Genomic DNA, 16,431 nt, shown 5'->3' with positions numbered 1-16,431 from the left:
AAGTCTCGTTCGAACCTTCTATCCCTGGCGGGATAAGAGGTTCAGCAGGACTCTGCCGCCCACGTTTCTCTTTCTTCAATATTCAATTTTCAAAGAACAGACATCACTTCACGCAATGTCGTGGCCCGTTCCACCTCTGGCTTCGGGGCCGTCCGAGTGTCGCTTACGCGGCTCTCTTGAATTCTCACAAGGGCTTCTCAGAAGCAAACTGCTTCGCCGCCAGCGGCGCACCGCCCTCGTTCGTGAGGCGTATATAGTCGCCACCAACCAGAACTGTCAACAGTCATCGACGATGTTTTTGAACTTTTTGCGACAGAAGTTTGGCGCCGGCGGACTGCCCCAAGGGAACATTGGCGTTGCCAAAAAGGAGCCCTATTGCCGCCGCATTGCCGTTCGACACCAAGGCCAACAAAGAAGGGCTCGGCGCGGCCCGCAAGGTGCCTTCCTATAAGAGCCAAAGCGGGGTCTGCGCATCACCGGTTCGGACCCTCCTACAAGAGGATTTAGGAGGCTCCTATAAGAGGATAAAGTCGCCTCTCTGTAAGGGGCTGTAAAACAGAGCGTGTGCGTGGGGATTTCGCCGCTTCGTTGACTTCACTCGCCGTGACAGGCAAATGTCATGGCCCAACAGAAGCGAAAAGCCGTTCCGCCCGGGGAAGAAGCAGCCTTTCTGGATGCCAGACACGGAAGATGTCATAGCCGAACTCGGCAATGAGCCGCCGCTGATCGCGGATGGCCGCAGCGGCCCGCCCGACCGGCGCGAGGTTTCGGCGCGCTGGCTGTCGGGCACCTTTCTTACCGGCGTGACCTCGAGTGTGCTGATGGGCGTGGCGTTGTTTGCCGCCCTTGACGGCCGCCAGCAGCTGGCAACCCCGCCCGAAATCGCCGAACTGGCCCAGCTCGAAAGCGGCGGCGATTCCGGCGAGGTCGCCAAGACCACCAGGCTGGTGGCGCCGCGCCAGATCGCCAAGGCCAAGGACCGCCGGCGCATGGAAGTGTCGATGGTGACCAAGGTCGGTGACCGCGACGTTATCCACACCATGCCGTTCGTGCAGATCAAGATGGCGCTGGCCGCCGGCCACACCACCAACCGCGCCTATCCGCCTTTCGACCCGATGCAGGTGTTCGGCGACGATGGCGACTCGACGCCGGCGCAGCCGGCGACGGCTTCCGCAGTTGGGGGCCAGATCTACGGCGCCAAGGTCGAAAGCGAGATGAGTCTGAAGACGGTCGATTTCCCGGTCGAGACGGCCTCCTTCGACGAGAAAAGCGACCTGTCCGCCGACGAGGTGGAAAAAGTGGTGCGCGAAGCCGGCACCGACCTCAGCGACGGCGCCGTGCAGGTCGCCTCGCTGCATTATGTCGACCCGCAGCGATTCGGCGATGCCTTCGCCGAATCGATGGCCGGCTCCTACGACGTCAAGATCGTGCCGGAAAACGTCTCGGTGGCGCCGCGCGTCGCGCTCGACGACCAGACCCCGGCTTTCGCCGAGGAAATCATTCCCTTCACCAGGGACCGCGACATTGCCGAGGCTTTCGCTGATTCGGGCTATACGGGCGATGACGCCACCGGCATGGCGGAGGCGATCGGCAAGCTGCTCAACGCACCGGCGCTGAAGGCCGGAACCGTGCTGCGGGTCGGGCTCGAGGTACATGGCGACGCCGCCAAGGTCGTTCGCACCAGCGTCTATGACAAGACAACGCACATCGTCACCATCGCGCTCGACGACCGCGGCCAGTATGTGCCGGCGCAGGAACCGGAGCCGAACCCCGAATTGCTGACCGCGTTCGACGATTCGTCGGCACCGGTGGTGGTGCGCGGCAATCTGCCGAACGTCTATGACGGCATCTACCGCGCCGCCTATTCCTATGGCATGTCGAAGAAGCTGACCCAGCAATTGGTCAAGCTCCTGGCCTCCGGCGTCGACTTCCAGTCCAGGCTCAATCCATCGGACCGCATCGACGTGCTGTTCTCGCAGCCTGACGGCGACGACCAGGCCTCCGACGAATCGGAACTGCTCTATGTCTCGTCGACCTTCGGCGGCCAGACACGCAATTTCTACCGCTTCCAGATGCAGGACGGCTCGACCGACTATTTCGACGAGGATGGATCGAGCGCCGAGCAGTTCCTGCTGCGCAATCCCCTGCCGGCCGGGAAATTCCGCTCCGGCTTCGGCGCCCGCCGACATCCGATCCTCGGTTATGTCCGCATGCATACCGGCGTCGACTGGGCGGCGCCGATCGGAACGCCGATCATCGCCGCCGGCAACGGCACCATCGAAAAGGCCGGCTGGGCCGGCGGCTACGGCAAACAGATCATCATCCGCCATGCCAATGGCTACGAGACCTCCTACAATCACCAGAGCGCCTTTGCCAAAGGCATCGAACCGGGCGTTCATGTCCGCCAGGGCCAGACCATCGGCTTCCTCGGTCAGACCGGCCTCTCCACCGGTCCGCATCTTCACTACGAGCTGATCGTCAACGGCACCAAGGTCGACCCGATGCGCGTGCGTCTGCCGGTCGGCAAGGTGCTGAAGGGCGACGACCTGGTCGCTTTCAAGCGCGAGCGCGAGCGCATCGATGAACTGCTCAAGCAGGAAGACAGCAATCCGCTGAAGGTCGCGAGCGCCAAGATCGAAGGCTAATGCATGTCGCCCAGAAGTGTGCCGCGGCTCTGGGACAAGGACATGTGTCAAAACAAAGACTTAAAGCGCGTCGTATGAATCCGTTTCAGCGCGACGCGCTTTAAGCCGTCACACTCGACGCCGGCGAATCATAATCGCCCCATCAGAGCATTCCGAATCGGGTCGGCTCCGAATCAGGTCGACTGCTCCTCTTCGGCTCGTGACCAAGGCAGCTTTTGCCCCGAAACGGTGGCCCAGGCGATAATAGCGGCAAGCAGGCAAAGCACGGCCGTCACTGTCGACACGGCCGCGAACGCCGCATCGCTGGCGGCGAGCCGTGTTGCATCAAGGTCTGGCGCCAGGCCGGCCAATGCCGGTTCGCCGAATCCCGGAATGCCCGGCCTAGCGCTGGTATCGAGCATCGTCGAATAGACCCAGGCCGCGAGCGAGCCCATCGCCGCCACAGCAATCAGCCCGCCAATGCGCGAAACCGCATTGTTGATGCCGGAAGCGGCGCCGGTATCCTTGTCCTCGACCGCGGTCATGACCGCCGTCGACAGCGGCGACACCACCAGCGCCATGCCGAGCCCCATCACGGCCATCAGCGGAAAGATACCGGTCCAGAAATTGTGAATGCCGGCATGAGTGAGCAAAGCCAGCCCGGCAAAGGCGATGGCAACTACCAGGCAGCCGCTGGCGATCGGAAAACGCGGACCGATGCGATCCGACCACTGGCCGACGAGACCCGACAGCAGCGCGATCGACGCCGACAGCGGCAGGAAGATGAAACCGACCTCTTTGGTGCTCAGCCCCCATCCGGCGATCAACAGCATCGGCAGGTAGAACAGATTGGCCGACAGGGCGAAATACAGGAAGAAGGTGGCGAGGTTGGCGCCGGCGAAGGCGCCGATCCGAAACAGCTTGAGATCGATCATCGGCTCGCGCTGCCGAAGCTCGAAGACGATGAAGATGATAAGCAGCACGGCGCCTGCGGCGATGCTCGGCCCCGACATCAGCCCGCTGCCTTCGGCGCTCATCGAGGTCAGTCCGTAGGCAAGCGCCCCGAAGGCAAGCGTGGCGAGAGCGGCGCCGCCGAGATCGAGGCTTCGCTTTTCCGTCGGCGCGTCGGCGGGAATCTTGGCCAGCAGGAGATAGATCGAGATCAGCCCGAGCGGCAGGTTGACGGCGAAGATCGCCCGCCAGATACCGCCGCCAAAGGCCGACAGAACGAAGCCGCCGAGCACCGGACCGAGCGCAGTCGTCAGCGCCGAGGCGGCGGCCCAGATGCCGATCGCCCGGCCGCGCTCCTTCTTCGGATAGGCCTTGGCGATGATGGCGAGGCTGCCCGGCACCATGATCGCCGCACCAATGCCCTGAATGGCGCGAAAGGCGATGAGCACCAGCGCATTCGGCGCCACCGCGCAGGCCAGCGAAGCGACGATGAACAGCGCAATGCCGGCAACGAAGGCGCGCCTGAGGCCAAACCGGTCGCCGGCGGCGCCGCCGGCCAGAATCAGCGCCGACAGCGTCAGCGCATAGGCGTTGGAAATCCACTGGACCTCGGCCAGGCTGGCGCCGAGGTCGACGCGCATTGCCGGCATGGCAATGGCCAGGATCGACCCGTCGATGAAGCCGAGCGCTGACGCCAGGATCGCCGCTACCAGCACGAACTTGCGCTGCGACTGCGGGCAAAATGTACCGTTGGAAAGCGACCTGGTCAGGGGAACGGCTGCGGCTTCGCTCGGAGACTTCATGAGCGTCTGCTTAGACTTGTTGCGGGCCGGCAACAACCAGCCAGCACCCTGCGCTCATGAATCCAGCTTTGGATATCGGCCTGCCTTAAGGGCAGGCCGATATCACTGCGCTGGAGCGCTCACTTGCTCCGCAACATCATCGGCCGAGGGACCGCCGACGAACTCGACGGTGACGCCCGGCGACACCAGCTTGGCCAGTTCACGCGCATCCCAATTTGTCAGGCGCACGCAGCCATGGCTTTCGGTCTTGCCGATCTTGGAGGGATCGGGCGTGCCGTGAATGCCATAGGTCGGCTTGTCCAGCGCGATCCACACCGAGCCGACCGGGCCGTTCGGACCCGGCGGGATGGTCAGGATCTTGTCGTTCTGGCCCTGCTTGAAATTGATGCTGGGGTTGTAGGTGTAGTTCGGATCGAGCGCGACGCGCGACACCGTATGAGTGCCGGTCGGCGAGGGCGTGTCGGCTGAACCAATGGTGGCCGGATAGGCCGCGACCAGCTTGCCACCGGCGTCATAGGCGAACACCTGCTTCTTGTCCTTGTCGGCGACGATGCGGGCAACCGGCGTCGCCACCAGCCTGCCGAAATTGGCGACCTTGATGATGGTGCCGGGACGGCTGAAGTCGGCCTCGGGATTGAGCCCCTTCAGGTAGTTCTCGTCCATGTGGAACCGTTCGGCCAAGGCTTCGGTGACGGAGGTGTAAGCCATGCGGTCGAGCTGCGCCTTCTGGCTGTAATCCTCCGGTATCGAGGCGACATAAGGCCCGGCCGCGTCCTCGGGCGTGATCGTATAATTGGCGAAAGCATCGCCACCGGTCTGCGCCAGCGCAGCCTGGATGCCGACCGCGTCGGTCGAGCGCAGATTGCTGCCGGTGATCTGGTTATAGGCGGCAAGCGCCTTGTCGACATTGGAGCCGAAGCGCCCGTCGACGACGCCGGGTGAAGCGCCGGCGCGGTCGAGCAGCACCTGCAAGGCGGCTACATCCTGGCGTGCGCCGAGTGAAAGCGAGGGATCGACCACGGTCTTGCCACCGGCTTTCGGCGGCAGCGCGGCCTGGTCGGCGGGCGCCGCCGGTTCGGCGGGATCGATAGAGGCTTCGTTCAGCGGCTGGCGCTTGACGGGCCGCGGTTCAGCGGATTTCGGCGCTTCCGGATAGGTGTCGCTGTCATTGGCATCATCCTGCGGAGCGGCCCCCAGGAATCTGTCGCTTTCAGGATCGTATTCATCAACCGGCGGGCCGGGGATTCGTCCCTGATCGTCCAGTTGCCTGCGGCGGAAACGCGCCATGTCTTCGGGATCGTCGAGATAGTAGCGGTCGTCGTCTTCGACCGGTGCGCGTCCAAGCTCACGTGCCCGCATTTCCCGGCGCAGCGCGCGGCGGTCGAGCCTGGTCTGCGGCGGCTGGATGGCGATGACCTTGCCGGTCTCGGCATCGACGATGACGCGGTTGCCCCTGGCGTCGTAATAGATGTCGAGATTGCCGTCCTGGGCAAGCACAATGCCGCCGCTATCGGCGGCGCGGAAGGCCGGCAGTGCGTTGTCCACAGTCGGCGATGCCATGGCGCTGGACGTGAGCAGCCCGGCGGCGAGCACCGAAAAGGCAAGGATCGTGCGGAACATGGTGGTCAAACTCTCCGGTACTTACAGCGCCGCGCGTCCGTTTGGACGCGCAGAGGACGCTGTAACACTTCATGTCTGCGCATGATCCTTTCCGAAAATCGAACTTCGATTTTCGGGGTCATGCGTAATTGCCGCCGCCCGGCAGTGTTCCCACCAGAACGTTCTCGCCACCGTTTGGATGCGCAAGGAACGCCCTGATCGTCAAAAGCCTGCAGGCAAACCCCTTCGCCAGCAAACCACAACATAAGCTTTCCAACATGAACCGGGCATGAAGATGGCGGATTACTGGTTGCTACAGGCCCAATTCCTTGCGCGTCTGCTTCGTCAGCTTGAGGACGACGAGGCGGTGGCTTTCGCCGAGATAGTCCTTCAGCGCATCATCATCCATGCTCTGGCTTGTCTGACGCTGGATCCATTTCATGCCGCGCGAGGCGAGATAGGGCGCCGGCCGGCAGCCGGGCTGATCCTTCAGCACGTCATAAGCCATTTCAGAGCATTTGAAGGTGACGAAGACGCCACCCTCCCGGTCATGGCCGGCGATGGTGAAGACCTTGCCACCGACTTTCCAGACATCGGCCCCGCCCCACTGCACGACATGCGTCGTCTGCGGCAGCGAGGCGCAGAAGCTGTTGTAGTCGTCCAGCGTCATCTGCACCCCCGTCAAAGGATTGTTGTTTCATAAGAAAATGCCGCGCGTCCGGTCGGACGCGCGGCGTTGGATCAGGCTGCCGCGTCGGTCGGCACCACAGTGGGCCTGGACCGGAAATTCAACCGGTCGGAGCCGGCGGTGACCTTGACGGTCGAGCCGTCGAGTATCTCGCCAAGCAGGATTTTTTCCGCCAGCGGATCTTGCAGGTCCTTCTGCATCACCCGCTTCAGCGGCCGCGCGCCATAGGCCGGGTCGTAGCCCTTCGCCGCCAGCCAGTCGATCGAATCCTGGTCGAGCGACAGTGTGATCTTGCGGTCGGCGAGCAGGCTTTCCAGCCGCTTGAGCTGGATCTCGACGATGCGGCCCATATCCTGCCGGCGCAGCCGGTGGAACAGGATCACCTCGTCGACGCGGTTGAGGAACTCCGGCCTGAACGAGGCTCTCACCACGCTCATAACCTCGTCGCGCACGGCATCGACGTCCTGCTCTTCGCCGAGATTGACCAGATATTCGGCGCCGAGGTTCGACGTCATGACGATCAGCGTGTTGCGGAAGTCGACCGTGCGGCCCTGCCCGTCGGTCAGCCGCCCGTCGTCGAGCACCTGCAACAGCACGTTGAAGACATCCGGATGCGCCTTCTCGATCTCGTCGAACAGCACGACCTGATAGGGCCGGCGCCGCACCGCTTCGGTCAGCGCACCGCCTTCCTCATAGCCGACATAACCGGGAGGCGCTCCGATCAGCCGGGCGACCGAGTGCTTCTCCATGTATTCCGACATGTCGATGCGCACCATGGCGCTCTCGTCGTCGAACAGGAAATTGGCCAGCGCCTTGGTCAGTTCGGTCTTGCCGACGCCGGTCGGTCCGAGGAACATGAACGAGCCGATCGGCCGGTTCGGATCCTGCAGCCCGGCCCGGGCACGACGCACGGCCTTGGACACCGCCTGTACCGCTTCGCCCTGGCCGACGACTCGCTTGCCGATCTCGTCTTCCATGCGCAGCAGCTTGTCGCGCTCGCCCTGCAGCATCTTGTCGACTGGAATGCCGGTCCAACGCGACACGATATGGGCGACGTGGTCGGGCGTGACCACCTCTTCGACCATGCCGGCCTTGCCGTCCTGGGCTTCGGCTTCCTTCAGCTTCTTTTCCAGTTCCGGGATCTTGCCATAGGCAAGCTCGCCGGCGCGCTGGAATTCACCCTTGCGCTGGGCAATGGCGAGGTCGTTGCGGGCCGCGTCGAGCTGCTTCTTGAGGTCAGCGGCGAGGCCAAGCTTCTGCTTTTCCGACTGCCATTTGGCGGTGATCTCGGTCGATTCCTCCTCGAGGCCGACGAGTTCCTTTTCGAGACGCGCGAGCCGGTCCTTTGACGCCTCGTCCTTCTCGACCTTCAGTGCCTCGCGCTCGATCTTGAGCTGCATGATGCGGCGATCGATCTCGTCCAGCGCCTCGGGCTTGGAATCGACCTGCATCCTCAGCCGCGACGCGGCTTCGTCGACAAGGTCGATCGCCTTGTCCGGCAGGAAACGGTCGGCGATGTAGCGGTTGGACAAGGTCGCCGCCGCGACCAGCGCCGAATCCGAGATGCGCACCTTGTGGTGCTGCTCGTACTTCTCCTTCAGGCCACGCAGGATCGACACGGTATCTTCCACCGACGGCTCGTTGACGAAGACCGGCTGGAACCGGCGGGCAAGGGCCGCGTCCTTCTCGACATGCTTCCTGTATTCATCGAGCGTGGTCGCGCCGACGCAGTGCAGTTCGCCGCGCGCCAGCGCCGGCTTCAACAGGTTCGAAGCGTCCATGGCGCCATCGGCCTTGCCGGCGCCGACCAGCGTGTGCATCTCGTCGATGAACAGGATGATGCCGCCGGCCGCCGAGGTGACTTCGTTGAGCACGGCCTTCAGCCGCTCCTCGAACTCGCCGCGATATTTGGCGCCGGCAATCAGCGCGCCCATGTCGAGCGCCATCAACTGCTTGTCCTTCAGCGATTCGGGCACGTCGCCATTGACGATGCGCAGCGCCAGGCCTTCGGCGATCGCCGTTTTGCCGACGCCCGGCTCGCCGATCAGCACCGGGTTGTTCTTGGTACGCCGCGACAGCACCTGGATGGTGCGGCGGATCTCGTCGTCGCGGCCAATCACAGGGTCGAGCTTGCCGGCGCGGGCATCGGCGGTGAGGTCGCGCGCGTATTTCTTCAGCGCGTCATAGCCCTGCTCGGCGCTCGCCGAATCGGCGGTACGGCCCTTGCGGACGTCGTTGATCACCTGGTTCAGCGCCTGCGCTGTGACGCCGGCCTTGGACAGGATATCGGCCGTCTTGGCCGACTTCTCCATCGCCAGCGCCTGCAGCAGTCGCTCGACCGTGACAAAACTGTCGCCGGCTTTCTTGGCCAATTCCTCGGCGGTCGAAAACACCTTGGCCAGCGGCTGCGCCAGATAAAGCTGGCCGTTGCCGCCTTCCACCTTGGGCATGGCCTCAAGGGCGGTCTCGACGCCAAGCTTGACGTCGCGCACGTTGCCGCCGGCCCGCTCGATCAGCGAGGCGGCCAGCCCCTCATCGTCATCGACGAGGACCTTCAGCATATGTTCGGGAGTGAATTGCTGGTGATTGCGCGAGAGCGCCATGGTCTGGGCGGACTGAATGAATCCGCGGACGCGCTCGGAGTATTTTTCGAGGTTCATATCTGTCTCCTTCCATCACCGGCCCGCTTTGCGGCACCGGATCAGATTGCGGTGACGGACCCGCTCATCCGAGCCGGGTCCAGTTCACGCCAGATATGGGGCGCAAGCCATTGCCGCTCAAGACGTCCGGCTGATGATATTGCATGGCCGAGCAAACGAAAACGGCGGAGATCTCTCTCCGCCGTTTCATCGACTTATGTCTTGTGGGTCAGTTGTTGGCGTCGACGGCGAACGGGTCGCCGGCAGGGCTTTCGGCCGGCGCCGCATCAACCACGTCAACAGCGGCAGCGGTCTCGCCGGCGCCATCCACCACCTGGCCACCACCAGACTGTTCGTCACCGACCTGATCGGCATTGTTGCGCGGGCGGCGCGGACGCCGCGGGCGACGGGCAGCGCCGCTCTCGGCGGCTGCCTCATTGAGTTCGGCCCGGGCGGCAAGAGCCGCCGGCGACAGGTTTTCGTACAGCGGCGCCGACTCGGAGAAACCGCTCTCGGCTTCGGGCTCAACCGCGGAAACGGTTTCCGCCTGTGCCGGGGTTTCGGTGAAGCGCTGCTGGTCGCCGCGCTGGCCGTTCTGCTCGCCACGCTGGGCAAAGTCGCCACGCTGGTCGTTCTGGCCATAGCCGCCATTGGGGCGGCGGTCACGGTTGCGGCCATTGTTGTCGCGGCCGTTGTTGTTGCGGCCATTATTGTCACGGCCATTATTATCACGGCCACTGTTGTTCTCGCGGCCGTTTTCCTGGCCGTATGCGAGTTCGGCCGGCGTGCCCTCAATCGTCGGCTGCGGACCGTTGCCGTGGTTCGCCATCGGCGCTTGCGTCTCGCCGCCATTGCCGCTGCCGGCATTGTCAAAATCGTCGCGATCTTCATCGTCGTCGAATTCGTCGCGGTTCTGCGGGGCATTCTGGATCGGCATCTGCGCCTGTGCGGCGGCAATGATGCGGTTGTAGTGCTCGGCGTGCTGGAGGTAATTTTCCGCCATAACCCGGTCGCCGGAGCTTTGCGCATCACGGGCCAGAGTGGCGTATTTTTCGGCGATCTGCTGAGCCGATCCACGGATTTTCACGTCCGGGCCGTTGCTCTCGTAGTTGCGCGTCAGGGGATTTGGGCCCTTGCGGTTGTTGTTGTTGTTATTGTTGTTGCCACCGCCGCCGCCATTGTTGTTGCGACCGCGCATGCGCCTGTTCTGCTGTTGTGGCCTCATAAGACTCTCTTCATTTTGAAATTTTCGAAAAACGTTTCACGAACGGAGGCGCTCATGCAGCCAGCCGTTCGTTTCTTCACCGGCGTTCGCCCGCATCAATTGCGTTGGCGCCACGTGTCATCCCGTTCCGGTTACATCACTTGCCGGACGATTCCCGCACGAAGCTTGGGCGTCGTTTGCGCAAGAAGGCAGCTATTTCCAAGGAAAACCGAATCGCTAAGAGCACTGCCTGCTTCGTCTCATCCGGTTAGGGCGGACCCTAGCCGCATTCCCCGGCATTGCCAAGCGCTTTTTTGCACTGCATCAAGGCTTTCCCTGTTCAAACATAAGAACCCTGTCGTTTCCGCCAAGATCGACGAATGCCCCGGCCAGCCTGTAGCCGGCTGCCGCGAATATGTCTCTGACCTCATTGCGCTGCGAGTGGCCGATCTCGACCGCTATCTTGCCTTCTGCTTCCAGAAACTTTGCCGCCTCGGCGGCGATGATCCTGTAGGGGCCAAGACCGTCCACACCGCCATCAAGGGCTCTGTGCGGATCGAAATCGCGGACTTCGTCCTGCAGATTTCCAATGTCTCCAGACGATATATAGGGAGGGTTTGCGGCAATTACATGGTATCGGCCCGAAACTTTTTCGAACCAGTCGGAATGCAGCCCCACGAACCGGCCGGCGAGTCCGAGTTGCTCGGCATTACGTATCGCGGTTGCCAGCGCGTCTTGTGAAATATCGACCCCGGTGGCGGTCGCGGCCGGAACCGCGCTGAGCAGCGCCAGCGCAATCGCGCCGGTACCGGTGCCGAGATCGAGGATACGGCATTCCCCCAGCCTTTCGGCCGTCGCGCCGGCAAAAGGCAGGATCGCCTCGACCAGCGTTTCGGTGTCCGGCCGCGGCTCCAGCGTTTCCGGCGACAGCGACAGCCGCAGGCCGTAAAACTCGCGAAACCCGAGGATGCGGTGAACCGGTTCGCCGGCCATGCGGCGCTGCAGAGCAGCGCCGATTGCGGCAACCGCACCCGCATCGACCGTCCGTTGCGGGTCGGCGATCGCCTGCGTACGGTCCGTGCCGGAAAAATGCTCGACGATAAGCCTGGCATCCAGCGCCGGGTCGGAAAGGCCGGCCGCGGCAAGCCGCTCCCGCGCCACCCGCAACAACGGCCCGAGCGCGCCGGGCAACATGTCAGCCATCGAAGCCGATATCGGCGAGCAGCTTCGACTGATGGTCGGCGATCAGCGCATTGATGACCTCATCGAGCTCGCCCATCATCACCCGGTCGAGCTTGTAGAGCGTCAGGTTGATACGATGGTCGGTAAGGCGGCCCTGCGGGAAGTTGTAGGTGCGGATGCGCTCCGAACGGTCGCCCGAACCAACCTGCGATTTGCGTGACTCCGAGCGCTCCTCGTCCGCCTTGCTGCGCTCGAGGTCGTAAAGCCGCGCACGCAGAATCTGCATGGCTTTCGCCCGGTTCTGATGCTGCGACTTCTCCGCCTGCACCACCATGATGCCGGTCGGCAAATGGGTGATGCGCACCGCAGAATCGGTGGTGTTGACGTGCTGGCCGCCCGAACCCGAGGCGCGCATCGTGTCGATACGGATGTCTTCGGCGCGAATGTCGATGTCGACCTCTTCGGCCTCCGGCAGTACGGCAACCGTCGCCGCCGAAGTGTGGATGCGCCCGCTGGCCTCGGTCGCCGGCACGCGCTGCACGCGGTGCACGCCGGATTCAAACTTCAGATTGGCAAAGACTCCCCTACCGGAAATGGTGGCGATGATTTCCTTGAAGCCGCCGGCGTCGCCGTCGCTGGCCGACACCGTCTCGAAGCGCCAGCCGCGTTCGGCGGCATAGCGCTCATACATGCGAAACAGGTCGCCGGCGAACAATGCCGCCTCATCGCCGCCGGTGCCGGCGCGGATTTCAAGGATGGCGTTCTTGTCGTCGGCCGCGTCCTTGGGCAACAGCAGGATCTGGATGTCCTTCTGCAGCTCTTCGATTCGCGCTTCGACGCCCGGCAAATCTGCCTCCGCCAGGGCCCGCATCTCGGCGTCGGTGCCCTTGTCGGCAAGCATCGCCTCGAGGTCGGCTTGCTCGCGCTCGACTGAGCGCAGTTCCCTGACCTTGGCCACCATGTCCTGCAGCTCGGCATATTCGGAAGCCATCTTCACATAGGCATCGGCTGCCGGGCCGGCCGACATCTGCGCTTCGAGCATCTCGAAACGCTTGACGACCTGATCCATACGCTCGCGGGGAAGATTGACCATGGCTAATGCTATAGCGGGATGGAGCGGTCGTCGGCGAAGGCCTGCAGCAGCGCTCGCATCGGCAGCCCTTGAGCTGGCGCCATCAGATTGTCGGCAAAGAAAGCCTCCAATTCCTCCAGTGGCAGTTCGGTCAACATCGCCTTGACCGGGCCGATCGAGGCTGGAGACATCGAGATCGAGCGGTAGCCGAGGCCGATCAGCGCCATGGCGGAAATGGGTTTTCCGGCAAGCTCGCCGCACAGCGTCACCGGCGTGTGGTTGCGAACCCCGGCGTCGGCGATCTGCTTCAGAACCCGCAGGAACGGCGTCGACAGCGTGTCGAAGCGGTCGGAGAGCTGCGTGTTCCCCCGATCGACCGCCATGACGAACTGGAACAGGTCGTTGGAGCCGACCGAGACGAAATCGACCGCCTTCATCAACTCGTCGAGCTGGAACAGCAGCGACGGCACTTCCAGCATGGCGCCCACCTTGAGGCTGGTCGGCAGATGGTGGGCAAAGCGGGAGAGATGCCGCACTTCGCGGTCGATGATCTCGCGCGCCTGGGCGATTTCGCCGAGCTCGGTCACCATCGGCAGCATCAGCTTCAGTTCGCGCCCGCCGCAGGCCTTCAGCAGAGCGCGGATCTGGGTCCTGAGCAGACCCGGCCGGTCGAGCGTCAGCCGGATCGCGCGCCAGCCGAGCGCAGGGTTTTCTTCCTGGACAGCGCCCTTGAAGTAGGGCAGCACCTTGTCGCCGCCGATGTCGATGGTGCGGAAGGTGACCGGCTTGCCACGCGCCGCGTCCAGCACGTCGCGGTAGAGCCGCTCCTGCGCCTCGGCGCGCGGGAAGGTCGAGGCGACCATGAACTGCAATTCGGTGCGGAACAGGCCGATGCCGGCCGCACCCGCCTCGGCCAGCTGCGGCAGGTCGACGGCCAGGCCCGCATTCATCAGCAGGTCGACCTGGACGCCGTCCTTGGTCACCGACGGCTTCTTGCGCAGTTCCCGGTAGACTTCCTGCCGGCGCGCCCGGAAGCGCACTTTTTCGGCATAGGCAGCTTCGAGGTCGGGCTGCGGCCGCAGATGGATGGTGCCTTCCTCGCCGTCGACGATGATGGCATCGCCGTTTTCCGCCATGGAAACGGCGCCCTTCATCTGGCCGGCGACCGGAATGCCCATGGCGCGCGCTACGATGACGACATGGCTGGTGGCAGCGCCGTCTTCCAGCACCACGCCGCGCAGCTTGTCCCTGGGATAATCAAGCAGTTCGGCCGCGCCCATCGAGCGCGCGACCAGGATGGCATCCTTCGGCAGTGACGCCGCGACGTCGTCAGGCCCGCGCCCCATCAGCTGGCGCAGCAGCCGGTTGGCGAGATCGTCGAAGTCGCTCATCCTCTCGCGCAAATAAGGATCGGTCATGTGCAGCATGCGGGCGCGCATGTCGCTCTGCACCTTTTCCACCGCCGCTTCCGCCGTCAGGCCGTTGCGGATCGCCTCTTCCAGCCGGCGCACCCAGCCGCGGTCGTTGGCAAACATGCGATACGCCTCGAGCACCTCGCGATGTTCTCCCTCGAAGGCGACATCGCGCCGCTCCAGCATGTCGTCGATGGAAAGCCTGAGCGAACCGAGCGACGTCTCCAGCCGGCGCACCTCTTCCTCACTGTCCTCGTTGAACAGATTGGTGACGACGATGCGTGGCTCATGCAGCACGACATGGCCGAGGCCGACACCCTCGTTGAAGGACAGGCCGGTAAAGCTGACGGGACGGCGCAGGTCGAGTTCGAGGCCGGGCCGGGTCAGGCGCGCGAGATCGCCGGTGGCGATCATCTCGGCGATCACCATGGCGGTCGTTTCCAGCGCCTCGACCTCGTCGTCGCGGTAGTGGCGCATGGTCTTGTTCTGCACCACCAGCACGCCGAGCGTGCGCCCTGCCCTTAGTACCGGCACGCCGAGGAAGGAATTGTAGATCTCTTCGCCGGTCTCCGGCAGGTAGGCGAAGGCCGGATGTTCCTGCGCATTGGAGAGGTTGAGCGGCCGCGCGCTGGCGGCAATGGTGCCGACGAGGCCCTGCCCCAGCCGCAGCTGCGCCAAATGGACGGCGTTCGGGTTCAGACCTTCGGTGGCATAGAGTTCGAGCACCGAATCGGCGCGCAGCACATAGAGCGAGCAGACCTCGGCGACCATGTTGGAGGCGATGTCGCGCACGATCCGGTCGAGCCGCTCCTGCGGCTCCAGCGGCTCCTGCATGAGCTCGCGGAGCCGTTTCAGCAGAACGCGCGGGCCACTGGCCGTATCACGCATCGCGGCTTCTTCTCCAATGGGCATTTTGCCCGCCGCAGTTTCCACTGCCACCGGCGCACACGCAACAACTCAAATCGCTCTCGCTACTGCTTATCCAGACCGTACACGGAATGCAAAGTGCGAACCGCGAGTTCCGTGTAGGGACCGTCGATCAGTATCGAAATCTTGATCTCGGAGGTGGTGATGGCGCGGATGTTGATCGCCTTGTCGGCCAGCGCCTTGAAAGCGGTGGCGGCCACACCGGCATGGCTGCGCATGCCGATGCCGATGACCGAAACCTTCGACATGCCGGCTTCCGACTGCACCACGTCATAGCCGATCGAAGCCTTCAGACGCTCCAGCACGGCCAGCGCCTTGTCCACGTCGCCGGACGGCACGGTGAAGGTCATGTCGGTGAACTTGCCGTCCTCTGAGATGTTCTGGACGATCATGTCGACATTGATGTTGGCCTCGGCCAGCGGGCCGAAAATGCCGGCGGCAACGCCCGGGCGGTCGCCAACGCGGCGCAGAGAAATCTGCGCTTCGTCCTTGGCGTAGGCAATTCCGGTGACGACCTGCTGTTCCACGATCTCTTCCTCGTCGCAAATAAGCGTTCCCGGAGGATTGAGCAAATCCCCCATTCCGGGCGCATCGGGATCGTCGAAGGACGACCGCACGAACGTACGCACCCTGTGCACCATGGCAAGCTCGACCGAGCGCACCTGCAAGACCTTGGCGCCGAGCGAGGCCATTTCGAGCATTTCCTCGAACGAAATCTTGTTGAGCCGCCGCGCCTTCGGCTCGATGCGCGGATCGGTGGTGTAGACGCCGTCGACATCGGTGTAGATGTCGCAGCGGTCGGCCTTGACCGCCGCGGCAATGGCCACCGCGCTTGTGTCGGAGCCGCCGCGGCCGAGCGTGGCGATGCGGTTGTCCGGGCCGATGCCCTGGAAGCCGGCGACGACAGCCACCTGGCCCTCGCCGAAGCGCTTGATCAGGAACGCGCCGTCAATTTCGAGGATGCGCGCCGCGCCATGCGCGTTGTCGGTCTTGATCGGGATCTGCCAGCCCTGCCAGGAGCGGGCATGGACGCCCATATTCTGCAGTGTGATCGCCAGCAGGCCGGCAGTCACCTGCTCGCCCGAGGCGACCACGGCGTCATACTCGCGCGCGTCGTGCATGGGCGAGGCTTCGCGCGTCCAGCCAACCAGTTCATTGGTCTTGCCCGCCATCGCCGAAACCACGACAGCGACCTCATGGCCGGCATCGACCTCGCGTTTGACGTGACGCGCCACATTGCGGATGCGGGCGATGTCGGCGACGGAGGTTCCGCCGAATTTCATCACGATGCGCGCCATGGAAGCGAAATGCCTTTGACTGAAGCCGGCCC

10 protein-coding genes are annotated in these 16,431 nt (G+C 63.7%); 1 reads left to right on the top strand and 9 read right to left on the bottom strand.

The features are described from left to right. Positions 1 to 674: 674 nt before the first annotated feature. Positions 675 to 2,645 carry a M23 family metallopeptidase gene (locus tag NKK50_RS05880; RefSeq protein ID WP_023686664.1) on the top strand — a complete coding sequence of 657 codons (1,971 nt, stop codon included), beginning with the start codon at positions 675 to 677 and terminating at the stop codon, positions 2,643 to 2,645. 173 nt (positions 2,646 to 2,818) lie between these two features. On the opposite strand, the gene NKK50_RS05875 is transcribed toward NKK50_RS05880, so the two are convergent. From NKK50_RS05875 to NKK50_RS05835, 9 genes are all read right to left on the bottom strand, one after another. Beyond that, on the bottom strand, positions 2,819 to 4,378 hold the full coding sequence (locus NKK50_RS05875) for an MFS transporter (RefSeq protein ID WP_352543174.1): 1,560 nt from the start codon (positions 4,376 to 4,378) through the stop codon (positions 2,819 to 2,821). Between the two features lie 102 nt (positions 4,379 to 4,480). Then, entirely contained in the window at positions 4,481 to 5,998 is a 1,518-nt protein-coding gene (locus NKK50_RS05870; protein WP_352543173.1) for a L,D-transpeptidase family protein, read from the bottom strand. 292 nt (positions 5,999 to 6,290) lie between these two features. Then, positions 6,291 to 6,647, bottom strand: a complete 357-nt coding sequence (locus tag NKK50_RS05865) for an MmcQ/YjbR family DNA-binding protein (protein ID WP_023685771.1) — start codon at positions 6,645 to 6,647, stop codon at positions 6,291 to 6,293. Positions 6,648 to 6,718: 71 nt separating this feature from the next. After that, entirely contained in the window at positions 6,719 to 9,325 is a 2,607-nt protein-coding gene (gene clpB / locus NKK50_RS05860) for an ATP-dependent chaperone ClpB (protein ID WP_023672968.1), read from the bottom strand. A 208-nt stretch (positions 9,326 to 9,533) separates the two neighbouring features. Continuing rightward, entirely contained in the window at positions 9,534 to 10,529 is a 996-nt protein-coding gene (locus NKK50_RS05855; RefSeq protein ID WP_023686668.1) for a DUF4167 domain-containing protein, read from the bottom strand. A gap of 303 nt (positions 10,530 to 10,832) precedes the next feature. Then, positions 10,833 to 11,711, bottom strand: coding sequence for a peptide chain release factor N(5)-glutamine methyltransferase (gene prmC / locus NKK50_RS05850; RefSeq protein WP_023686669.1), 879 nt, complete (start codon positions 11,709 to 11,711; stop codon positions 10,833 to 10,835). Further along, entirely contained in the window at positions 11,704 to 12,783 is a 1,080-nt protein-coding gene (prfA, locus tag NKK50_RS05845; RefSeq protein ID WP_023686670.1) for a peptide chain release factor 1, read from the bottom strand. Before prfA ends, prmC begins: the two co-directional genes overlap by 8 nt. A gap of 8 nt (positions 12,784 to 12,791) precedes the next feature. Further along, entirely contained in the window at positions 12,792 to 15,062 is a 2,271-nt protein-coding gene (gene ptsP, locus NKK50_RS05840; protein WP_023672972.1) for a phosphoenolpyruvate--protein phosphotransferase, read from the bottom strand. A gap of 83 nt (positions 15,063 to 15,145) precedes the next feature. Beyond that, on the bottom strand, positions 15,146 to 16,399 hold the full coding sequence (locus tag NKK50_RS05835) for an aspartate kinase (protein ID WP_023672973.1): 1,254 nt from the start codon (positions 16,397 to 16,399) through the stop codon (positions 15,146 to 15,148). Positions 16,400 to 16,431 lie beyond the last annotated feature (32 nt).

The sequence above is a fragment of the Mesorhizobium sp. M0001 genome (assembly GCF_040324255.1).
Lineage (GTDB): Bacteria > Pseudomonadota > Alphaproteobacteria > Rhizobiales > Rhizobiaceae > Mesorhizobium.
Note: the sequence above shows the minus strand (reverse complement) of the source record. Positions and strands in the feature narration are given on the sequence as shown.